This window comes from Kluyvera sp. CRP (genome assembly GCF_019930565.1).
In the GTDB taxonomy this organism is placed as follows: Bacteria; Pseudomonadota; Gammaproteobacteria; order Enterobacterales; family Enterobacteriaceae; genus Kluyvera; species Kluyvera georgiana_A.
Genome location: NZ_CP082841.1, coordinates 4,030,726 through 4,051,565 on the forward strand (window position 1 = coordinate 4,030,726; position 20,840 = coordinate 4,051,565).

Sequence of the window (20,840 nt, forward strand, 5' to 3'; positions counted from 1 at the left end):
ACGGCGTTGCTGCTGATTTGCTCGTTACCGTTCAATGATGGCTCATTTGAGAGAAAACGATGCCGATGGCTTGCTGGCGGTGCTCGGCAGGTTGATGATAAATCAGCACTTCCGTACCGAAATTACATGATATTATGCGTAACCCTATTGATTCTTGCGTCTTCAACGCTCGCAGGCCGTCTGTTAAACGCTTTCTAACCCTGAACTCATTGCCATAATGAATACGTATAATAAAAAAGTTCGCGCCTATCACTTCCCCGCATTCCGCTATCTGTTCACCGCCCGCTTGCTGACGGTCCTCGGCAACGGTATGGCGCCGATTGCGCTAGCCTTCGCGGTTCTCGATATCGGCGGAACCGTTTCTGATTTGGGGATGGTGGTTGCCTCTCGTTCCATTCTCAACGTCGCCTTTCTGTTGCTCGGTGGCGTCCTGGCCGACCGCTACTCGCGTAGCCGGGTGCTGGTTTACTCATCCAGCGTCGCCGCCCTCTCGCAGGCCATCGTGGCCTGGCTGGTGCTGGATGGCTCTGCGACGGTATTAAGCCTTGCCCTGCTTGGCATGCTTAACGGGGCCTCCGCCGGTATCGCCTTACCGGCCTCACAGGCGCTCGTCCCGCAGACGGTACCCAGCAAAAATCTTCGCGAAGCCAACGCGCTGGTGCAGCTCGGTATTTACAGCGGCACGGTGATTGGCGCGTCCCTTGGCGGGATCCTCGCCAGCTCGGTCGGCCCCGGCTGGGGGCTGGCAATCGATGCCATGGGCTTTGCCGCCGCAGCCCCCCTGTACTTTATGATTCGCGTGGCCTCGTCCAGGGTCAGCGCCGCGCAAAGTAACATCCTGCAGGATTTAAAAGAGGGATGGAAAGAGTTCGCCAGTCGTGCCTGGGTGTGGTCAGTCGTGGTTCAGTTTACGATTATCAACGCGGCATTCAGCGGCATAGTGATGGTGCTTGGTCCGGCGATAGCCGACGCCACCTTTGGCCGGGCGAACTGGGGGATCATTGTGGCGGCCGAAAGCGTCGGGTTAATCGTGGGCACCTTTATCGCCCTGCGCTGGCGGCCACGCCGTGATTTGTTTATCGGCGTCATGCTGGTTGGGCTCTGCGCAGCCCCTATTTTGCTGCTCAGCCAGGCCGCCTCTGCCGTCTGGCTGATGGCGGCGTTCTTTCTCACCGGCGTCGCATTTGGCCGGTTCGGCGTTGCCTGGGCCCATTCACTGCAAACGCATATCCCGCCGGAAAAGCTCGCCCGCGTTTATGCCTATGACGCCGTCGGTTCTTTTGTGGCCATCCCTTTCGGTGAACTGGTTGCCGGGCCGTTAGCAATGCAGTACGGCAACAGCCACGTGTTGTTGGTTGCCGGCATCGCGGTGGTGATCGCCACCGTCTGCGCCAGCCTGGTTCCGGCAATCAGGCGGCTGGAGAATACCGCTCAGGTCAGATCGCTGTAAGCTGATAAACCGGCACGCGTCGCGTCGTGCCGGTTAGCGTATCAAAAACGTCCGTTTCCGACGTGGCGATCCGCATCCCCGTTTTGCGCAGCCGCTGTACATCGGCGGCAATGCGTTGCAGGCCAAACCAGAACAACCCATCCAGCGCCGTCACCGCCAGCCTGTTTTCCAGCGCAAGCCGCAGGCGTTCCCGCGGATGTTTCACCTGCTGGGCGATTTCGCGATAGGGCGTTTCGCTGCTACCCGCCTCGTCTGTGCGGCGAATGCGGGTGGAGAGATGGTATTGAAACGCTTCCGGCACGCCAGTGAGATCGCTTTTCAGGCTATAGACACAGCCAAAACGCTTTCCGTTAAAGGTCGCACTTTTCTGATTCAGGGCGAGCTCATCGCGCACGCTGGCGATCAGCTGCGGCGCGCGCGTCAGCAGCAGCCGAAAAGGCAGTTCGAAGCTGGTGACGTAATCCACATTCAGCAAGGCAATGCGCAGGCGTTCTTCCGCTCCCGCCCCGCTCGCCTGACATTCCGCTATCACATCGGCCCACTGTTTCGTGAGGCGTTCGCTTTCCGTCGCCTCCGTAAAGCGGTATTTCTCAATCTGGTAGTCAATGCGCCCGCTCACCGTTGATACCCTTCTGATTATCGTATTATGCGTCGCTCACTTTACCAGCGACGCGCGAGCACCGGAAGCCTCTATCTGACAACAATAATCCGTGATTTCAACGGCCATCACGATGCCTGATGCTATTCACACGTATCGCGCCACGGCCCGCGCGGGCACGGCTGCATCAGCGCATTCACGCGCTGCGGATAAATGTCGTACATCCCGCCGTTGAAGGGGTCAATGAGGAACCAGCCGGGGACGCCGAGGAACAGGAGGTTGCCGAACGTATACCAGTGGGTGGTTCGGGTTTGCAGCGGTACCAGCGTCGGATAATAACCCGCGTGCAGAAAAGTCACGTTATAGGTGAGTTTGCCAAAATAGCGGTTATCCGATTTAGGCAGCGTGACTCGTTGCGGAGTTACGCCGCGCGCGCTCACCACCCCATGATTATCCGAGATAACAAACTGCGCCCCCACCGGGTCGCTTTCCAGATACAGGCTCTGCGTTGACTCGCCGACAATGGTGGCGCAGCCGCTCAGCAGCAAACAGACCACAACGGATAACACGACTTTGACCATTTTTTAGGTTCCACTTTTCCCTCATAAGATAGAATCCTTAAGCGACAAAACAGCGGGTAATATTAAATCGCGCGTCGGTAGGTTAACCCCGCCACCGTGCGCCCTCCGCGAACAAATGCTATGATATGCCAACGATTTTTGGCTGCCTGACAGTCATCTTCAACATGATTAATGACGAGGAATCCCGGCATGAAAGCGAAGTCTGTCACCCTCTATGACGTAGCCGAGCACGCTAACGTCTCGTATCAGACTGTCTCCCGGGTGATTAATCAGGCCGCTCACGTATCCGAAAAAACGCGCCGCAAGGTGGAAGCGGCGATGGATGCGCTGAACTATATTCCCAACCGCATGGCGCAGCAGCTGGCAGGTAAACTGAGCCATACGCTGGGGTTTGCCACCAGCAATCTGGCGCTGCATGCGCCGTCGCAGATTGTGGCCGCCGCCAAGTCGCGGGCGGGCGAACTGCAATTTAACGTGGTGATCGCCATGACCGAGCAGTCAGGGCTGGAGGCCAGCAAAGCCGCCGTCAGCCAGCTGTTGTCGCAGCGCGTTGACGGCATTCTGGTCAATATTCCCATGGAAGAAGAACACACCCAGGAAATCGTGCGGCTGTGCGGCGCTATCCCGGTGCTGTTTCTGGATGTCTCGCCGTCAACCACCACGCACCATATTGTTTTTGACCCGCAGATGGGCGCGAAGCTGGGTGTCGATCATCTGCTCGAACGGGGTCATCAGCAGATAGCCCTGCTGTCCGGCCCGCTAAGCTCCATTTCGGCGCGTCTGCGCTTGGAGGGCTGGCAGTCTTGCCTGGCGGAACACCAGTTGATGCCGGTGGCGGTGATGTTTGGCGACTGGAGCTCGCTATCGGGCTACCAGCAGGTTACGCGGCTGCTTAACGAGGGAACCCTCCCGACGGCCATCCTGGTGGCAAACGATCAGATGGCGCTGGGCGCCCTACGCGCACTTTCCGAATACGGTTTGCCGGTCCCCGGGGCCGTCTCGGTGGTCGGCTACGATGATACGGAAGATAGCGCCTGCTTCACCCCGCCGCTCACCACCATCAAACAGGATTTCAGGGCGTTAGGGAAAGTCAGCATTGAGCGTCTGCTGGCGCTGATCGACGGAGAAGAAACGGTATCCGAATTACTGCCGGTCAGCCTGGTGGTGCGCAAAACCACCGCCAAACCGCCGTCTGATTCGCTCAGCCCGCAGCAGCTTGCAGAGGAACTGGCTCGCCTCGCCCGGCAGGTTGCCCGCCTGCAATAACCGCTCTCCAGCGCCCCGCCTTCGGGGCCATGATTTGTGATTGCCTTCACCCTCTCCCGCGATGATCCTTTACATGCAGCGGGTATCCTCACATAGTAATTAAAATTGTGAGCGAATCGCAAATACATCAAGGAACCACCACTATGAGCCCTCAACCTCTCTCTTTGGCCGCCGTACTCGCCCGCCGCGACTGGGAAAATCCCGCTGTCACCCAGCTCAACGCGTTGGCCGCCCATCCGCCCTTTTCCAGCTGGCGTGAGGCCGATGACGCCCGCCGGGACGCCGTATCACCGTCGCGGCAACTTCTCAATGGCTGCTGGCAGTTCAGCTACTTTACGCAACCGGAGTTGGTACCGGAAAGCTGGTTGCAGCACGACCTGGCGGACGCCCACAGCATTGCGGTTCCTGCCAACTGGCAGATGCTGGGTTACGATGCGCCCATTTACACCAACGTCACCTATCCCATTCCGGTCAATCCGCCGTTTGTACCGCAGGATAACCCCACGGGATGTTATTCGCTCACATTCAACGTTAATCCACAATGGCTGATCGACGGGCAGACGCGCATTATCCTCGACGGTGTCAACTCGGCCTTTCACCTTTGGTGTAACGGCCAGTGGGTCGGCTACGCGCAGGACAGCCGCTTACCGTCAGAGTTTGATCTTAGTGAGCTGCTGGTTGACGGCGAGAACCGCCTGGCGGTGATGGTGCTACGCTGGAGCGACGGCACCTATCTCGAAGATCAGGACATGTGGCGGATGAGCGGTATTTTCCGCGATGTTACGCTGCTGCATAAACCAACGACTCGCCTGAGCGACGTCCAACTGGTTACCCAGCTCAACGACGAATTCAGTCGCGGCACGCTGGAAGCGACCGTGATCGTTGAAGGCGATATCACCCACGACACGCGCGTCGCCGTGCAGCTGTGGCAGGACGATCGTCTGGTGAGCGAAGCAGAGCAGCCGCTCGGAAGCGACATCATTGATGAGCGTGGCGGTTATGCCGATCGTACCACGCTGCGCCTGCCGGTGGCGCAGCCCGCGCTGTGGAGTGCGGAAGTCCCCGCGCTTTATCGCACCGTAGTGCTGCTCAAACGCGGCGATACGCTGGTTGAGGCGGAAGCCTACGACACCGGCTTCAGAAAGGTTGAAATCAGCGGCGGGCTGCTGAAAGTGAACGGTCAGCCGCTGCTGATTCGCGGCGTTAACCGCCATGAACATCATCCGGATAACGGCCAGGTGATGGACATCGACACCATGCGTCAGGATATCCTGCTGATGAAGCAGAATAACTTCAACGCGGTGCGCTGTTCCCACTACCCTAATCATCCGCAATGGTATCGGCTGTGCGATTACTACGGCCTGTACGTGGTGGATGAAGCGAATATTGAAACCCACGGGATGGTGCCGATGCGCCGTCTCAGCGATGACCCTCGCTGGCTGCCGGCGATGAGCGAGCGCGTCACCCGCATGGTGCAGCGCGACCGCAATCACCCGTCGATTATTATCTGGTCGCTGGGTAACGAGTCCGGGCATGGCGATAATCACGACGCGTTGTATCGCTGGATCAAATCCAACGATCCCTCCCGCCCTGTCCACTATGAAGGCGGCGGTGCAAACAGCGCCGCCACCGATATCATCTGCCCGATGTATGCTCGCGTCGACCAGGATCAACCGTTCCCGGCGGTGCCAAAATGGTCCATCAAAAAATGGGTCGGCATGACGGATGAAAACCGTCCGCTGATCCTCTGCGAATACGCGCATGCGATGGGCAACAGTCTTGGCGGTTTCCATAAATACTGGCAGGCTTTCCGTCAGTATCCCCGTTTGCAGGGCGGCTTTATCTGGGACTGGGTCGACCAGTCGCTCAACAAACGCGATGAAAACGGTCAAACCTTCTCCGCCTATGGCGGTGACTTTGGCGATACGCCGAACGACCGTCAGTTCTGTATGAACGGCCTGGTGTTTGCCGACCGCACCCCGCACCCGTCGCTGTATGAAGCGCGTTACGCCCAGCAGTTTTTCCAGTTCCGCTGGCTTGCCGACAATCAGCTGGAAGTCACCAGCGAATACCTGTTCCGTACCACCGACAATGAGCAGCTGTGCTGGACGGTGAAGCTCGAGGGTGAATCGCTTGCCAGCGGCAGCGTGCCGCTGACTATTGCGCCACAGGGGAAACAGACGATCGCCCTCGATCTGCCGTCGATCGCCCGCAGCGGCGAGGTATGGCTGAATGTCGAAGTTAGGCAGAACGCCGCCACCCGCTGGAGTGAAGCCGGACACGTCTGCGCCCGCGAGCAGTGGCAACTGCCGGGTCTGCTTAACGCGGAATCCGTCGTCACCCGCGGCAAAACTCCGGTACTGACGCAAAGCGATACTCATTATTTCATTGCCCACGGCGAGCAGCAGTGGCAGTTCGATCGTGCCAGCGGCCTGCTGACGCAGTGGGTCAGCCACGGCCAGAACGTTCTGCTGACGCCGCTCCAGGATCAATTCACCCGCGCGCCGCTGGATAACGACATTGGCGTCAGCGAAGTGACGCGTATCGATCCCAATGCCTGGGTTGAGCGCTGGAAAGCGGCCGGTTATTACACCATGGCGTGCCATACCGTCAGCCTGAGCGCCGATACGCTGACAGAATCGCAGACGGTACAACTCCGCTCCGAGCATCACTGGCTGGCGCACGGTAAGTTGCTGTTTATCAGCCGCAAAACTTACATTATTGATAATCAGGGCGAGCTACAAATTAGCGTTGATGTTGACGTCGCCCGCGGCACGCCGTCTCCGGCACGCATCGGCCTGACCTGCCAGCTGGCGGAAGTCGCGCCGCAGGTCAGCTGGTTGGGGCTGGGGCCGCATGAAAACTACCCCGATCGTCAGGCGTCGGCCCACTACGATCGCTGGCAGCTTCCGCTAGCTGAGATGTACACGCCGTACGTCTTCCCGAGCGAAAACGGCCTGCGCTGCGGTACTCAACGTCTGGAATATGGCGCCAATCTCTGGCGCGGTAATTTCCAGTTCAACCTCAGCCGCTATAGCCAGTCTCAGTTGCATAACACCTCACACCGGCACCTGCTGGTCGAAGAAGCCGGAAGCTGGCTGAATATTGATGGCTTCCATATGGGCGTTGGCGGCGATGACTCGTGGAGCCCGAGCGTTTCCGCGGAGTATCTGCTGCAACAGCCGCATTATCACTACAGTCTGCGCTGGGCGCGTCGCTAGCCCTGCCGTAAGCGTAAAAATCCACGCCGACGCGTGGATTTTTTTATGCGTGCGCGAAAGCTCACCATATGATAATCGTATTCCTACAAACGCTTATGATTATCACGCTTTATATTACGGGAAGAATGGATGTTGATGAAAACAACGGCCTCAGCGCCTCACGAGGTCAGAGCACAGTTTCGCGCCGGGGTAGTCGCCTGCTTTCCGACGATCCCCGGCTACTGGAGCATTGGTTTTGCCGCCGGAGCTATCGGCACACTTTCGGGTTTCACTACTCTGCAAACGGCGCTACTGGCTAGCCTGCTGTACGCCGGGTCGGCACAATTTTTATTCTACTCGCTGTGGGCCGCGGGCGCGGAGGTGGCATCGGTGGTGATCAGCGTTCTGCTGGTCAACCTGCGCTATCTGCTGATGAGTTCGGCGATGAGCGTCTTCTTTCGCGAGCACACCACTGTCCAAAAAATCCTCAGCGGCCTACTGCTGACCGACGAAACATTTGGCGTGGCGGTGCAGTACGGCGGCGCGCACAGCAAAGTCCCGTTTGCCTGGATGCTGGGGATTAACGTCGCCGCCTGGCTGAACTGGATCCTCGCCTGTATCGTCGGCGCCGGTCTGGCCTCCGCGCTGCCGCCCGCGCTGATGGAAGGATTGAGCTTTAGCCTTGTCTCCATGTTTATCGGCCTGGTGCTGATGTTGTGGTTCGCCAGCCGTCGTCGGCTGCTGGAGACCGTTGCTATCGCCGTCTCGGTGTTGATTACGCTGTTCATGGCCGGCCATACCGACACCAGCGTGGTGGTGATTGTCGCCGCGTCCGTTTCCGCAACGCTTGCCACGCTGGGACTGCGTTTGTTCGCGAAGGGAGAACAATAAAATGGAACGCAATATTCTGCTCGCCATTATTGCTTCGGCGGTGGTGACCGCGCTGATGCGGACCGTGCCGGTTCTTTTACTATCTCGCTTTCGCATGCCGCCCGCGCTACAGCAGTGGCTCAGCTTTATCCCTGCCGCCATTATGTCGGCGATTATCGCCGCTGAGCTTATCGGCAAACCGGCGCTCACGCCCGGCGGGGTGAGCATTTCGCTGCTCGCCGCGGCAGCGGCGACGCTTGTCGGCATACTCAGCCGCAGCCTGTTTGCCACGGTGATTGCCGGAATGGTGGCCTTTACCGGGCTCAGCTTCCTTCTCACCTGATGTGACATGGCGTTCTGCTGACAACAGAACGCCATGTTACGGTCGCGTTACTCCGCAGCAGGCGCTTTCACCCGCACGCCAGCCAGCACCACCATCATCGCCACCACCAGCAGCACACCGCTGGCGGTAAAGACGCCGCTGGCGCCGTTAAGATCGAAAACCAGCCCGCCGCCTGCCGCGCCCGCACTAATGGCCAGTTGAATGGAGGCCACCAGCAGGCCACCGGCGCTTTCTGCTTCATCCGGTACCGTGGTGGCAAGCCAGGTTGACCAACCTACCGGCACCAGGCCGAAGGCAAATCCCCACAGGCTCACCAGCAGGCCGTCCAGCAGCGCCAGATGACCGAAGGCCACCATCATCAACGCCAGAATCCCCATTGCCAACGGCACCAACGCCAGCGTCAGGCGCAGGTTCCGCGCCAGCAGATGTCCAGCGATTGACGTGCCGACAAAATTCGCCACGCCAAAACCCAGCAAAATCAGCGAAATGGTTTCCACGCTTGCCTGACCAACCGTTTCAAGGAACGGGCGCAGGTAGGTGAAGAAGGCAAAATGACCGCTGAAAATGAAAATGGTCGCCAGCAGCCCGCCCACCATGCCAGGGCGACGCAGCACATTAAACAACGTGCCAAGGCTCGCGCCGCTGTTCGGACGCATGGACGGCAACACCCATAGCTGCCACAGCAGCGCCAACGCGCCGGGCACCACGCAAAGAATAAAAACGTTACGCCAGCCAATCAGGCTTCCGAGAAAGCTGCCGAGCGGTGCGGCGACGACGGTGGCTATCGACACACCGGCAAAGATAATCGACAACGCTTTTGGCACATCGCTCGCCGGCACCAGCCGCATCGTGGTCGCCGTCGACATCGCCCAGAAGCCGCCAATCGCCACGCCCAGCAGCAGTCGCCCTAATAACAACACGTGCAGCGACGGCGCAAACGCCACCAGCAGGCTGGAGACAATTTGCAGCAGGGTAAAGAACATCAGCACCCAACGACGGTCGATGCTTTTGGTGGCCGACGTAATCAGCAGCCCGGTCACCAACGCCACCAGCGCGGTCGCCGTCACCGTTTGCCCGGCAACGCCCTCGCTCACGCCGAGGCTTGCCGCCATTGGTGTAAGCAAGCTGGCCGGTAAAAACTCGGCGGTAATCAAACCAAAAACCCCCAGCCCAAGCGACCATACGGCACGCCAGGCGGGTTTGGCCGGGGCTAAAGACCCGCTTTCAGCGACGCATGAATTCATCTGTTACTCTCCCGTTATGAAAATGTGATATATGTCGCAAAGCATAGAAAGTTCCGCCTGGACGATCTATGACATATAATCTCCAATTATTGATAATTCGTCCGGAGTTGCGCCCATGAGCCACCATGCCCCCGATTTAATCAGCGAGCTGCTGCGCGGAATGCGCCTGTCCGGCGTTAAATATCGCCGTATTGAAGCCAGCTCGCCCTTTGGCGTGGCTTTCGGTCGGGCATCAGGCAAAGCGCAGCTTCACTTTGTCAGCCAGGGCCCTGCGCTCTTAAGAACCGAGAGCGGCGCGCGCTTCGAGCTACAGAGCGGCGATGCGCTGTTTATTCCCAACGGCGATGCTCACGCCCTGCTGTCGGATGATCACGCTATCGTGACGCCACTCGCCGACTTTCCCAGCGAACCGATTTGCAGTTCAGTGTGCGATATTCACTGCCAGCCCTGCCCCGACGGTGGCAACGTGGTTATATTCAGTGGATGTATGGATTTCGATCTTGGCGGCATGCAGCCGCTGGTGAAAGCAATGCCAGAAGTGATGATGGTGAGCCGACTGATGTCGACCTGGCCGGAAATCCACCCCTTGCTTTCCGCCATGGAGCGTGAAGCACAGGGCCGCCAGGTCGGATTTGCCGGGATCCTTGCCCGTCTCGCGGATGTCGTAGCAGCACTGATTGTCCGTGGCTGGGTGGAAGCAGGCTGCGGCAAAGCCACCGGTTGGATTCAGGTGCTGCGCGATCCACGCCTCAGCCGCGCCATCTACGCGATGCATCAGCAGCCCGGCATCAACTGGAGTGTGGCGGACTTAGCAAAAGAAGCCGGTACTTCGCGCTCGGTGTTCGCTGAACGATTCCTTTCCGCGACCGGCACCACGCCGGCAAAATACCTGGGCGAACTGCGCATGCGGCTGGCGGTACAGTATATCGGCCAGGAGCAACAGGCGATTGAGACCGTGGCGCTCAAACTCGGCTATGGCTCAGTCGCCGCGTTCAGTCGGGCGTTTAAACGCGTTGTCGGGCATTCGCCGGGAGCACTACGCGAAAATAGTGAGGTTGCTCCAGAGGTATAGTTGCTACGCCCGGCCATCATAATACACGTGAGGATAGCTGTTCGTGTTTTACCGTTAATATGGCCGCGCGTGAGTCGCTTGAATTATTTGCATCATGAATGAATAATGCCTTAATAACCGAATAAAAAACCTTACCGTTTCTTATTTCCAACTTGTTCATAACATTTCGTTTGATGGCGCTAATTCTTTTCTCTGAACGACCGGTAATGCGCGTCAATAGTTCAGGCTTTATTCCCATGCTCAACGCCAGTAGAATAAACAGTTCATTATCGGAAAGCGAAAAATAGAGCGACTTCTCTGCTTCGCTATTCACTCCCGGCGAATATATATCAATCAGCATTTCGCTGTGGTTATTCTTAATGTTATACACCACCAACCCACTCGCGCTACGCAGCAGGTAACCGATAATCAGAGGCGAGACAACCTCTGTCAGTACCATGATGTTTTTACAGGAAAAAAGATGTGCATCCCGGGCTAACCGCTGAACTGACAAGGTGATATCCAGGTCGTTGAGAATAACGATGAAATCCAGAGCGACGTGTCCTATTCGACAGACACGCGTCTCTTTTTGAGGCGTGTTAAGAAGTTGCTGAATACCAAAATTCAGAAAAGCGTCATCACTGTAACTGACTACCTTCATATTCTTCCCACCCCTGGAAATACACTTTACAATTAAAACACTAACGATTATGAAATGTCATTTCAATGTAATTAAAGTCCATAATTGGACTGCACCATTTTTTATTTTAAATATATATTCTCACCGACCACAAAAAGATTAGTCCTGGACTCACGGAAAACGAGAATTATCGTAAAATATCAATCACTCATTCTTCTGACGCATGCTATACTTTACGCATATTATTCACTGAGAAATAAGTCATGTCGCAATCAGATGATTCATCTCGTTCATTGCATGCATTTGAGTTTAGTCAAAAAACGAAACCACTAAAGGCAATTATGGCGCTGCATTCTATTCTGGCGCCGTTTGGTAGCGCATTTACTTTAAATCCCTCTGCCAAAATGTTGCTCAGTAATGATAGAGAAACTGCTTTTATTGTGTTGGTCACCACCGGCTGCTTTTCCGTTAGCCATGCTCAGGTTGATTTGCATATGGCAACGGTGTTCGCGCCAACGGTGGTGGGGCTTATCGATGGCTACAGTCTGTACTACGATGTGCCGGCCAGGCCGCAACACTATATTCGCGCCGAGACCGAATGTACCGGCTGGATTATCCCGCTGGATACCTTCGTCGAGAAGTGTGATGAGTTTAATCTCTGGCATGATATCGCGCGGATCCTCGCTCAGCGCGTAATGGTGATGAGCGCCCGTGACAGCGAAATGGTCGGCAACGATGCCTACAGTAAAATCCGCTCGCTGCTCATGGAGCTGTGGCTTTACCCGGAAGACATTCGGCGACAGATTAAAGTCTCTTCTTTTATTCAGCGGCGAACCCGCATCTCCCGCAGCCGAATAATGGACGTACTCGCTGAATTAAAAAAAGGTCACTATATTGAAGTGCAATCTGGCGTTCTGGTTTATATGGATAAATTACCGACCGCGTTCTAATTATGAGTAAACCGAATCCTTCGGTTAATATCCTTTGAGCTTCTGTTTTTAACGTTTTGCCGGCGAACGTTAAGCCCAGGAATACATTGATCTGAATAACATTATCGAACATATCGACATCGCCCCCTATCGCTATTCCAGTCAGCAACATCAGTTCGCTCCCCAGACGATTAGTTCAGCGCCTGTTGCCGCGCGGGCATCACTCGTCCGTAGTCATTGATCGTTTGCCATTGCACCCTGCAGGGACCGTCAACCGGGCAGCCGGATATCGTTACGCGGCTAAAGGGTGCCACCATCCCGACGTTATTCACCGCAATACCATTGAGTTGAAGATGAAAAAGCGTGACGTAATACGGTGTCGGATTATTGACCTGCACCTGCGTTCCGGCGCGTTGCCACGTGAGTTGACGATAGGCGTCCTCTTCGCGTCCCTTCAGTCCCAGCGGGCGAAAGAAGAGTTTCATACGACTACGAATCGCCACCTGAAGTGAATTTGGCGAAGGCTTACCCTGTGTTTGCGGAATGCTGGCCACACTGAGCCAGAACAGACTTTCGCGATCGTCCGGCAGGTCTCCGCCAGTACGTATAATTCGAATTATATTGCTGTGCCCCGCCGCGAGGGGAAACAGCGGTGGCGTGGTCATAAACGGCACATCACGGGTAGCCTGGCCCTGCGCATCCAGCACTTTGGACAGCAGCAGAAAACGCTGCTGCGAGGTATTGTTGACCGTAAAAGTGATGCTCGATTTGTCGGCATCGAAGATAAAGCGGGTTCCCTCAACGACCACGCCAGCTTGCGCGTAACAACAGGTGAAAGCCGCTATGCATAATACTATCCAGTTGATCATCAGCATCCTGCCTTATTGCCAGGTCAGCGTGAAAGTGGCCGTGGCATTTGCCGCGCCGCTGGTCACATTATCCGCCGTCGACAAATAGCGGGCGTAAAAGAGAAAGGTGTTATCCGCAAGCGTCGGATCAATCGGATAGGTTGCCGATGCCGTATTCAGCGGTAATCGGCTGTGATCCGCGTTTTGTAGCTCAATACCAATGCCGCTGGCGGCCTCGGCGCCATCCAGTGCCAGCAGTTCCCGATCGGTTCCGTCTGCCGTCCCCGTAAAGGTAAAATCCACCCCGCTGGCAGCAGCACCGCACTTTTGCAAGTCAATCACAAAGGCGACGGGTTGAGAGCCGCTGCCCTTTGCTGAGAATTGTTTGCCGGGAATATCTCCCAACGGCACGCTTTGCGCCTGCGATTGCGGTGCGACAATGCAGGTATTCGCCTGAATCGTACCGCTGACATAGACCTGCCCGTCATGGGCCTGCGCGGCAAAGCTGCTGAGTAGCAACAGCATACCGACAAGAAGAGTACGATTTTTCATTACTGATAACTCAGGTCAAAGTACATCACTGACGACGCGTTACCCGCGGTCACCGGGATCTTCGTCGCCTTGTAGCGCAAGAAGAAGGTCAGCGTATTGTTATCGCCTTCTTGCAAAGGCTGGCTGGCGCTATCGGTGTTGATCGCCACGCTATTTTTATTCGCATCAAGGATCTCCACGCCCACGCCGGCGGCCATTCCCCCCGCACCCGCGGTATCAGAAAGCGCCAGCAGCTTGCTGTTATCGTTATCCGCCGTACCGCTAAACTTCACCGTTGCGCCGCTAATGCCGCTGCTGCAGTTGTTCAACCGAATCAGCAGGTCCGCCGACGGAGAAACATCACCGACCGACGAAAACAGCGTGCTGGCGAAATTGCCGATATACACCGTCTGCAGCGTATCTGCGGTTTCCACGTCGCAGGTCGACGCAATCACCGTGCCGCTCATATCGATCTCGACGCCATTATCTGATGCGTGGGCGACGGACATCATCATGCCCACCGCCAACAGCCCGATACTCCGTTTGCTCATCATTCACGCCACCTTAGTTAAAATCGACCACGATATACGCTTGCGCATGGAACACCCCCTGCTGCGGTTTGTTGCCGGTGGCGCTGATGGGGAACACGGTGAAGGGCACCATCGCCGCATAGTTATCCAGTTGGAAAGGGATCGTGCCGGTGTTGGGCGTAATTACGTTGCCGAGAATATCGGTGAACTGCACGGCGATATCTTTATTGTCGGTGGCGATGGCCGACGGTTCGTTACTGTCCGCCTGCCCCTGAAAGCGAAAACTCAGACTGGCCATCTCGGAGATGCCGCCCGCACACTTAACCGGCACCTGCCTGGCAATCGGGGTAAAGCCTGACGGTTTTTGCCCTGTGGTTTTAAAGTTGCCCGAGGCGATATTGCCAAAGTTGATGGTGATAACCTGGTTACCGTTCACCTCACAGCTTTGCGGCACCGTGATGGAGCCGCTAAATGAGATGGTGTAAACCGGCGTGCCAAACGGCGAGCTGTTAGTCCGGTTCACATAGACGTTGAACAGATGCGTCTGCGGGATGGTGACGTTGCCAACAAAAGGTTTGGCAATTTTAATCTGCAGCGTGATATTGGAATCGGAGACCGGGAAATTACAGCCGTTGGAGACGCAGTTATCCTCCCCCATCCGCGCATAGTTTGTCGGTGCATAGACGTCCCCCGCCACAGCATCCGTTACCCTTAGCGCCCCTTCCAGATAGTCGTTCAGCGACAGATACTTCCAGTTGCCTGATGTCTCCACCACCGGATAATTCGAGACATAAGAACGGTAGGTGTAGTTGCTTGTCTCACCAAATTTCTTCGGGCACACGGCATTCATATGAATATCGCCGGAACGCACCACCTGCGTGGTTTTACCCGCCACGTTAGTATCGGCATTCAGTGACGTTGAGACGTCAAAGTTCTCGTTCTGCGTTGAGCCTGAAGCGTTGGTACAGCTGTCGGACGAGCCGGCGTACGCCGTATTCATCGCGACAACACACATTATGCAGAACGCTATTTTTAAAACGTATTTCATGGTGGTTTCCCAAAAACTAGCGGCAGGTTGCCGTCAGGCGGTTAAATTCCGACATCTGGTCTGAAGAAAGCTGGTAATGTGCGGAGCAACGTTTGTCGGCATCTTCCCCCCACTGCACCATCAACATCCCGGACGACGGCAAGCCGGAGAGATAGACCTGCCCGTCATCCCCCACCAGGCTACTGAGCTGGCTGTCGTCAAGCGTGACCGTTGAGCCAAACGGCACCGGCTTTTGATTTTTCAGTACCGTAATCAGCGCGCGGGCCCCAACGTGAGCGTTAAAATCAGCGCGCACTAACGCGCCCTGCGTCGGCACCACGTTGACCACCGCATCATCAATATCCACGTTGCTCCCCATTGAGTTGGTATCGAGCGCAACGCGATTCTGCCGATAGGTCGTGGCGTAGGGCACCACCGCGTAGCCGCGCCAATCAGTTTTTATGCCAGTGGTATTTTCCAGCTCAACGCCCGCCGCGCCTGGCGCTTTCACCAGAATATTGGTGTCTCCCAACGGTTGACTTAACGTGACACCGTCACGATGAACCACCACGCCGCCGCTCATCCCGTAGTTGCGCTGGTGATAGCCGTCGCTGTAGTTGTATCCCGCTTTCAGGTTGCCGTAGGTGCCCTGGTAGTTGAGGCTGGCGTTGCCGCTATCGCCGGTACCGTGGTTCGCGTAGCTTTCCTGGACGTTATAACTGAGGTTGTTTTCAGCCAGCAGCGTACCGTTGACGCCGGCGGTTTGTGACGCTTTGCCGTGACGATCGGTGCTCATGTTATAGGAGGCATTCAGCGTGTTGGCGGCGTGATAAATATCGGCATTGCCGCCGGATAACCATTCGCCCAGCGGCAGAGAAAGCGTAAAAGCGTAAACCTGGTCGGCTTCGCTCTCGCCTGGCGAACGGTCATAGTTCCAGGTTAAACCGTAGGAAATATCGTTCCAGGTGCCGTTGTAGCCCACCTGAATTAACCTGTCGGTTTCGTCGGTGTGCCAGTAGCTTTGCTCAGAGCCGGTAACAAACAACGAGCCGTGCTCCCCCACCGTCTGCGAGATGTTGAGCTGAACCTTGCCCTTTTTGGTGTAGTAGAGATTGTAAAAATCGGTCCATTCCGGCTTGTCCTGCTGGCCATCATGATCGTCATCCTGCCAGCTATCGTCGCCGGTATAGCCTTCCATATGCCGATAGGTGGTTTCATCGAGGGTATAAAAGCCCTGCGTCGAATAGCGATAGCCCAGCAGCTGGAAATTAGTCCCCAGGCCGTTTAGCGCCTTGGCATAAAGGAAACGGACGGACTGCCCTTCATGCTGGCTGCCGTCGACCAGCGTACTGTTCGCCTGGGTTACATCAACCGATAGCGCCCCGACATCGCCCATATTCAGCCCCAGTCCTAGCGCAAACGCCCGATAATCATCGCTAGCCTGGCTGCCGCCATAGGCGGTGAAGCCCTTTGGCAGCCCCCAAATTAACGTTCCCTGGGCAAAATTCACCTCTTCCTGCTGATCGTTGCTGCTGCGATATTTACCCGCAGTGAGGGCATATTTGATCCGTCCCTCGCGCTGCAGCAGCGGCACTGCCGAATAAGGCACGCTATAGCTGTTTTCGCTGCCGTCGGTTTCCTGTACGGTCACCAGCAGATCGCCGCTGGATGAGGTGGGATAGAGATCGGTAATCGCAAAGGCGCCGGGCGAGACGTAGGTTTGATAAATGACGTAGCCGTTCTGCTTGATGGTGACTTTGGCGTTGCTGCGCGCGATGCCGCGTACCGTCGGTGCAAAGCCCTTCAGACTGTCGGGTAGCATATTATCGTCCGAGACCAGCTGCGCGCCGCGAAAGCTCAGTGAATCAAACACATCGGAAGGGGTATAGCTCTCGCCCAGCGTCATTTCGGCTTTTAGCGGGATAATCGTCCGTTCAACATAGGTGCTGATGTGCTCCCATGAATTCTGTGAGCTGCCCTCGCCATGGCTATAGTTCCACGTCGAATAATCGCGCAGACGCCAGGCGCCCAGATTCAGGCCGCTTTGCAGATTAAGATAGTCGCTGTCCTGATGGCTGGTGCCGCCGCTGCTGCTACCGGAGAAATCATAGTTCAGCGTCAGGGCGTTAATCCCCTGATCCCACTGCTCCGGCGGAATATAGCCGCGCGCGCTTTGCTTCATACCGGCCTGCGGAATACTGATATCAAGTTTCTGGTGCTCAAAATCAAAGTGGGTGCTGGCATCCGGAATATCGGCAAACGGTACGCAGCTGTCTTTCGGCAGCGCTTTCAACGCCGGAAACGCATTTTTATTCAATCCCATCGCTTCCAGCCGGGTAAGGGTGAAACAGGGCGTCAGCCCGGTATCATCCTGGCTTTTTTTATCAGCTTGAAAAGTGACATCTTCGCTCGCGACAAATTGTTGGTTCACCGAGATATCGACGCGATATTTACCCGGTGCCTGCCCGTTGCTATTTTCAAAGCGTGACAGGTCAGCCACCGCCGAACTGTCTCCGGAAAGGAAAGCCGGGTTGAAATAATTGTCCGCGTAGCCCATAGACGGCATGACGCCCAACGCGACCGGCAAAATAACGAGGTAGCGTTGTTTATATTCCAGCCACGCTTGTAGGGTAATACGAATACGGAATGCCATTATTTTGCCGACCTGTCCCGGTAATTATTCCATCACTGCGTTTTGTTTTGGCGTATTTGCCCCATAGTCATTCACCGTCTGGAAGGTAATTTGACCGTGAGCGTTATGAGGGACAGACACCGTGCTTTGCCCCATTGGCGGCACCATGGTGGCCGGCAGCTCGGCGGCTCCGTCCATCAGCTGCACCAGCGTGATGTAATAAGGCGTCGGGTTTTTGACGACCAGTTGCGCGCCCGACTGATGAAAACGCAGGTGGTTCGGGGCGTCAGCCGACTTCATTGCCAGCCCCGCCGGACGAATAAACAGCTTAATGCGATTCAGAACCGCAATTTGCAGGGTATTTTTATTCTGTGAATCTTTGCTCGCCGCCGGAATCGCCTTCACGTTCATCCAGTAAAGGCTTTCTCTGTCTTTAGGCAGCGCGTTATCCTGGCCGATAAACATCACCCGGAGCGTATTTTCTTTCTTCGGTTTAATCACAAATAACGGCGGCGTGACGACAAAGTCGCTGCTTTTATGGCTATCGGCATTCTCAACCCACGACTGAATTAAAAACACGCCCTTGCTGTCGGTATTATTGACCGACAACGATATCTGCTCGCTGCCCTGCGGATAAATAACGCGAGTGGAGCCCAGAGCAATACCGCCATAATCCGCCGCATGCGCGAGCGGTGACAGAGAGATAAGCGTTAACGCCGTCAACAGCGCACGGGTACGAGAAATAATGAACATGATTTACCTATAAAAATACGGCCGCCGCAGCGGGAAATTACATGTAGGTCAGCGTGAACCAGGTTTGCGCGTCCGCCTCGCCGGGCGTAACATTGGCCGCCGTGGCCCTATATTTGGCGATAAAACTCAACACGTTAGTGTCATCTTTCAACGTGGAAAATCGCTGGGGCTGAGTGTTAGGGATCATCAGATTCCCGGCGCTATCAAAAATGCCAATACCGACATTGCCGGCGCTGCCCGCACCGCTGGTCACCGCCAGAACCGCAGGATCCCTTGCATCCGTCACGCCGTTGAACGCGACGCCAACCTGCTTGCTGATGTTGGTATCGCAATCTTTAAGCACAATGCTGAACGGCTGTGGATGACCCCAGCTACCCGCACCGTTAAAAATGCTGGACCGCACCTGCCCCATTTCCACGGTCTGCGCATCGCTGTTGGTATCCACAACACAGGCCGCTTTCACTACCGCCCCGATAAAATGAACATCGCCACCGGGGACGGTGACAACGTGGTGATGGCCTGCCTGCGCCAGCGACGGCAAACAGGCGAGAAACGCCAGCGCAAGGCCTGACGACATCACTTTCATGGCAACCTCCCCAATCGACACCGCCGTCCATGGCATCTAATTCCTGTCGCGATTACTGGTAGGTAACGTTAAAGGTCGCCGTTGCGTCCACGTTACCTGCTGCCAGCGTGCTGTTCGTCGCGATATAGTCAGCGGAGAAGCTCATGGTGTTATCGCCGTCGATGAGCGTCGCCGCTTTGGAGGCTTTGCCGAGATCCAGCGCGGTACCATCGGTGTCGTAAATCTGGATACCCACGCCCTGCGCACCACCCGCGCCCGCGGTGTTATCCAGCACGCTGGAATACCCTGCCGCCGCCGTGCCGTTAAAGGTCACAGACGCCTGTGTTGACACATTGGTATCGCAATCCGTCAGCTTGATGGTGAAGGGGGTTTTTTGGTTGGCAACGTTACCGGCAGCCGGGGTTTCGCCAAACGCGGCAAGGCGAACCTGTCCCATATCCACGGTTTTATTGATCGAGTCTTCCGCTACCGCACAGGCCGCATTCACAACCGACCCGGTAAAGTGTACCGAGCCGCCGGTCACCGTGGTTGGGCCCAGGAGCTCGCTGACATCCGTTGATGCCGCCATCGCGGAGCCTCCAACCATCGTTAATGCCAGCGCCAGTGCTTTAACCGTAAAATTTTTCATTGCTTATTGTCCTTGAACAGTCCAAACGAATATTTCCATGATAATTAAGACAAAAACAGGGAACGTTCCCATTAAATATTAATTAAACGGTTCGCTGCGTTATTTAAAATGAGGTTATTTTTACCAATACCATCGCTAAAAATAATATTTTGTCTTCAGACCATCCCGATCCGACGCCGCCGATTATCCACAATGCGATTAATGTTTTACAACGTCGTTTTTTTCCGATAGTGGACAGTTATTTTTTGCGCGCAACAGCTTTCATACGAAACAATTGCTATATCATACTGTTATTAAAGGAAATTAATTCTTTAAAAAATGTTAATTTTTTGTTTTTATACCCATAAAGGAGAATCTGAAATGAATACATAGAAGGCTAATTATTTGTGCAGAAAGTGCATTTTTTCTACCCACAAAATAATTCCTAAAGTTCCCAAAAGTGCATATTTAATTTATAAAAATGAATATTTCACTTTGGGAAGAGACGCTATATTTTATTCCGTTATGACTGACTCATTTCGTGAGTCATCACTTGCGTAGATGAAGCGCTACCTGCATTTCCAGTCATTCAGACAGGCAGCGCCAGGAGAAAAGACTTAAAGATAACTGATGGTCACTTCCTGAAGATGAGGATTCCCCGGCAGCGTGCGGCGATCGATTCGGCTGATGACCTTAAATGGCGTACTGGACGTTGTCGACATCGCGACATGCTGTTCATGAATAGCGCCGTCACGGTAGCAGGCAATCTGCAAACCCTGGCCCGATGGCGAGACGTTACAGCCCCCTTCGACCACCTGCCCGATAAAATGAATGGTGCCGGAGTTTGACCGACTCTGCGCTTGCGCCACACCGGATAACGCCAGGCTTAACAGCGACAGACATACTACAGGTACTATTTTCTTCATACTACCCCCACTTCCTGTGAGAATGAATCCGCATCATCTACTCTCATTGATGCAGCTCGTTTTGCCTCCTGGCACTCTCATTTTTCATGAGAATCAGGCTAATCACTATAGCGTACGTCCTCATCAGAATTGAATCCGTCATTTGTCGTATTCATAAGCGTTAATATCTAGCCATTACAATTCATTTTAAGAATATCCTTAGCCATATATAAGGGTAAAAAAGAATTC

Annotated in this window: 20 protein-coding genes; 7 read left to right on the top strand and 13 right to left on the bottom strand. The window is 55.3% G+C overall.

What is annotated here, in order from left to right:
* The first annotated feature begins 217 nt into the window (after positions 1 to 217).
* Positions 218 to 1,450, top strand: coding sequence for an MFS transporter (locus K7B04_RS19100; RefSeq protein ID WP_223802771.1), 1,233 nt, complete (start codon positions 218 to 220; stop codon positions 1,448 to 1,450).
* Here the strand turns inward: K7B04_RS19100 and K7B04_RS19105 are convergent.
* A complete protein-coding gene (locus K7B04_RS19105; protein WP_223802772.1) occupies positions 1,437 to 2,069 on the bottom strand; it encodes a helix-turn-helix domain-containing protein in 633 nt (210 codons plus the stop codon). The genes K7B04_RS19100 and K7B04_RS19105 overlap by 14 nt on opposite strands.
* Positions 2,070 to 2,191: 122 nt before the next feature.
* Positions 2,192 to 2,629, bottom strand: a complete 438-nt coding sequence (locus K7B04_RS19110; RefSeq protein WP_223802773.1) for a hypothetical protein — start codon at positions 2,627 to 2,629, stop codon at positions 2,192 to 2,194.
* Positions 2,630 to 2,818: 189 nt separating this feature from the next.
* Between K7B04_RS19110 and K7B04_RS19115 the strand changes: the two genes are divergently transcribed.
* The 4 genes from K7B04_RS19115 (at position 2,819) to K7B04_RS19130 (ending at position 8,308) form a co-directional block, all read left to right on the top strand.
* Positions 2,819 to 3,895, top strand: coding sequence for a LacI family DNA-binding transcriptional regulator (locus tag K7B04_RS19115; RefSeq protein WP_167575641.1), 1,077 nt, complete (start codon positions 2,819 to 2,821; stop codon positions 3,893 to 3,895).
* A gap of 143 nt (positions 3,896 to 4,038) precedes the next feature.
* Positions 4,039 to 7,116: a beta-galactosidase gene (locus K7B04_RS19120; protein WP_223802774.1), complete on the top strand. Its 3,078-nt coding sequence runs from the start codon at positions 4,039 to 4,041 to the stop codon at positions 7,114 to 7,116.
* Between the two features lie 129 nt (positions 7,117 to 7,245).
* Entirely contained in the window at positions 7,246 to 7,986 is a 741-nt protein-coding gene (locus K7B04_RS19125) for an AzlC family ABC transporter permease (protein ID WP_223802775.1), read from the top strand.
* 1 nt (position 7,987) lies between these two features.
* Entirely contained in the window at positions 7,988 to 8,308 is a 321-nt protein-coding gene (locus K7B04_RS19130) for an AzlD domain-containing protein (protein WP_223802776.1), read from the top strand.
* A gap of 47 nt (positions 8,309 to 8,355) precedes the next feature.
* Here K7B04_RS19130 and K7B04_RS19135 read toward each other — a convergent pair whose 3' ends face one another.
* Positions 8,356 to 9,552 (bottom strand): MFS transporter, encoded by a 1,197-nt coding sequence (locus tag K7B04_RS19135; RefSeq protein WP_223802777.1) that lies wholly within the window; start codon positions 9,550 to 9,552, stop codon positions 8,356 to 8,358.
* A 115-nt stretch (positions 9,553 to 9,667) separates the two neighbouring features.
* On the opposite strand from K7B04_RS19135, the gene K7B04_RS19140 reads away from it, so the two are divergent.
* A complete protein-coding gene (locus K7B04_RS19140) occupies positions 9,668 to 10,624 on the top strand; it encodes an AraC family transcriptional regulator (RefSeq protein ID WP_223802778.1) in 957 nt (318 codons plus the stop codon).
* Positions 10,625 to 10,640: 16 nt separating this feature from the next.
* Here the strand turns inward: K7B04_RS19140 and K7B04_RS19145 are convergent, their stop codons facing one another.
* Positions 10,641 to 11,264, bottom strand: a complete 624-nt coding sequence (locus K7B04_RS19145; protein ID WP_167575635.1) for a hypothetical protein — start codon at positions 11,262 to 11,264, stop codon at positions 10,641 to 10,643.
* Between the two features lie 320 nt (positions 11,265 to 11,584).
* On the opposite strand from K7B04_RS19145, the gene K7B04_RS19150 reads away from it, so the two are divergent.
* Entirely contained in the window at positions 11,585 to 12,193 is a 609-nt protein-coding gene (locus tag K7B04_RS19150) for a helix-turn-helix domain-containing protein (RefSeq protein WP_317983357.1), read from the top strand.
* Positions 12,194 to 12,363: 170 nt separating this feature from the next.
* On the opposite strand, the gene K7B04_RS19155 is transcribed toward K7B04_RS19150, so the two are convergent.
* The 9 genes from K7B04_RS19155 to K7B04_RS19195 form a co-directional block, all read right to left on the bottom strand.
* Positions 12,364 to 13,041, bottom strand: a complete 678-nt coding sequence (locus K7B04_RS19155) for a molecular chaperone (protein WP_223802779.1) — start codon at positions 13,039 to 13,041, stop codon at positions 12,364 to 12,366.
* A gap of 12 nt (positions 13,042 to 13,053) precedes the next feature.
* Positions 13,054 to 13,572, bottom strand: coding sequence for a fimbrial protein (locus K7B04_RS19160; RefSeq protein ID WP_223802780.1), 519 nt, complete (start codon positions 13,570 to 13,572; stop codon positions 13,054 to 13,056).
* Positions 13,572 to 14,105 (bottom strand): fimbrial protein, encoded by a 534-nt coding sequence (locus tag K7B04_RS19165; protein WP_223802781.1) that lies wholly within the window; start codon positions 14,103 to 14,105, stop codon positions 13,572 to 13,574. Before K7B04_RS19165 ends, K7B04_RS19160 begins: the two co-directional genes overlap by 1 nt.
* 10 nt (positions 14,106 to 14,115) lie before the next feature.
* Complete coding sequence (locus K7B04_RS19170) at positions 14,116 to 15,129, bottom strand: fimbrial protein (protein ID WP_223802782.1); 1,014 nt, start codon at positions 15,127 to 15,129, stop codon at positions 14,116 to 14,118.
* A 16-nt stretch (positions 15,130 to 15,145) separates the two neighbouring features.
* The gene (locus K7B04_RS19175) at positions 15,146 to 17,761 is read right to left on the bottom strand and encodes a fimbrial biogenesis usher protein (RefSeq protein WP_223802783.1); all 2,616 of its coding nucleotides are present in this window, start codon (positions 17,759 to 17,761) and stop codon (positions 15,146 to 15,148) included.
* A 24-nt stretch (positions 17,762 to 17,785) separates the two neighbouring features.
* Positions 17,786 to 18,493 carry a fimbria/pilus periplasmic chaperone gene (locus K7B04_RS19180; RefSeq protein ID WP_223802784.1) on the bottom strand — a complete coding sequence of 236 codons (708 nt, stop codon included), beginning with the start codon at positions 18,491 to 18,493 and terminating at the stop codon, positions 17,786 to 17,788.
* Between the two features lie 37 nt (positions 18,494 to 18,530).
* Positions 18,531 to 19,115: a fimbrial protein gene (locus K7B04_RS19185; RefSeq protein WP_223802785.1), complete on the bottom strand. Its 585-nt coding sequence runs from the start codon at positions 19,113 to 19,115 to the stop codon at positions 18,531 to 18,533.
* A 16-nt stretch (positions 19,116 to 19,131) separates the two neighbouring features.
* On the bottom strand, positions 19,132 to 19,707 hold the full coding sequence (locus K7B04_RS19190) for a fimbrial protein (RefSeq protein WP_167575628.1): 576 nt from the start codon (positions 19,705 to 19,707) through the stop codon (positions 19,132 to 19,134).
* 596 nt (positions 19,708 to 20,303) lie between these two features.
* Positions 20,304 to 20,612, bottom strand: a complete 309-nt coding sequence (locus K7B04_RS19195) for a hypothetical protein (protein ID WP_167575627.1) — start codon at positions 20,610 to 20,612, stop codon at positions 20,304 to 20,306.
* Positions 20,613 to 20,840: the final 228 nt, after the last annotated feature.

Excerpts from the sequence above, each read along its gene's own strand:
- K7B04_RS19100 (WP_223802771.1), top strand. The coding sequence starts at position 218 with ATGAATACGTATAATAAAAAAGTTCGCGCCTATCACTTCCCCGCATTC.
- K7B04_RS19110 (WP_223802773.1), bottom strand. The coding sequence starts at position 2,629 with ATGGTCAAAGTCGTGTTATCCGTTGTGGTCTGTTTGCTGCTGAGCGGC.
- K7B04_RS19115 (WP_167575641.1), top strand. The coding sequence starts at position 2,819 with ATGAAAGCGAAGTCTGTCACCCTCTATGACGTAGCCGAGCACGCTAAC.
- K7B04_RS19120 (WP_223802774.1), top strand. The coding sequence starts at position 4,039 with ATGAGCCCTCAACCTCTCTCTTTGGCCGCCGTACTCGCCCGCCGCGAC.
- K7B04_RS19125 (WP_223802775.1), top strand. The coding sequence starts at position 7,246 with ATGTTGATGAAAACAACGGCCTCAGCGCCTCACGAGGTCAGAGCACAG.
- K7B04_RS19130 (WP_223802776.1), top strand. The coding sequence starts at position 7,988 with ATGGAACGCAATATTCTGCTCGCCATTATTGCTTCGGCGGTGGTGACC.
- K7B04_RS19135 (WP_223802777.1), bottom strand. The coding sequence starts at position 9,552 with ATGAATTCATGCGTCGCTGAAAGCGGGTCTTTAGCCCCGGCCAAACCC.
- K7B04_RS19140 (WP_223802778.1), top strand. The coding sequence starts at position 9,668 with ATGAGCCACCATGCCCCCGATTTAATCAGCGAGCTGCTGCGCGGAATG.
- K7B04_RS19145 (WP_167575635.1), bottom strand. The coding sequence starts at position 11,264 with ATGAAGGTAGTCAGTTACAGTGATGACGCTTTTCTGAATTTTGGTATT.
- K7B04_RS19150 (WP_317983357.1), top strand. The coding sequence starts at position 11,585 with ATGGCGCTGCATTCTATTCTGGCGCCGTTTGGTAGCGCATTTACTTTA.
- K7B04_RS19155 (WP_223802779.1), bottom strand. The coding sequence starts at position 13,041 with ATGATCAACTGGATAGTATTATGCATAGCGGCTTTCACCTGTTGTTAC.
- K7B04_RS19160 (WP_223802780.1), bottom strand. The coding sequence starts at position 13,572 with ATGAAAAATCGTACTCTTCTTGTCGGTATGCTGTTGCTACTCAGCAGC.
- K7B04_RS19165 (WP_223802781.1), bottom strand. The coding sequence starts at position 14,105 with ATGATGAGCAAACGGAGTATCGGGCTGTTGGCGGTGGGCATGATGATG.
- K7B04_RS19170 (WP_223802782.1), bottom strand. The coding sequence starts at position 15,129 with ATGAAATACGTTTTAAAAATAGCGTTCTGCATAATGTGTGTTGTCGCG.
- K7B04_RS19175 (WP_223802783.1), bottom strand. The coding sequence starts at position 17,761 with ATGGCATTCCGTATTCGTATTACCCTACAAGCGTGGCTGGAATATAAA.
- K7B04_RS19180 (WP_223802784.1), bottom strand. The coding sequence starts at position 18,493 with ATGTTCATTATTTCTCGTACCCGTGCGCTGTTGACGGCGTTAACGCTT.
- K7B04_RS19185 (WP_223802785.1), bottom strand. The coding sequence starts at position 19,115 with ATGCCATGGACGGCGGTGTCGATTGGGGAGGTTGCCATGAAAGTGATG.
- K7B04_RS19190 (WP_167575628.1), bottom strand. The coding sequence starts at position 19,707 with ATGAAAAATTTTACGGTTAAAGCACTGGCGCTGGCATTAACGATGGTT.
- K7B04_RS19195 (WP_167575627.1), bottom strand. The coding sequence starts at position 20,612 with ATGAAGAAAATAGTACCTGTAGTATGTCTGTCGCTGTTAAGCCTGGCG.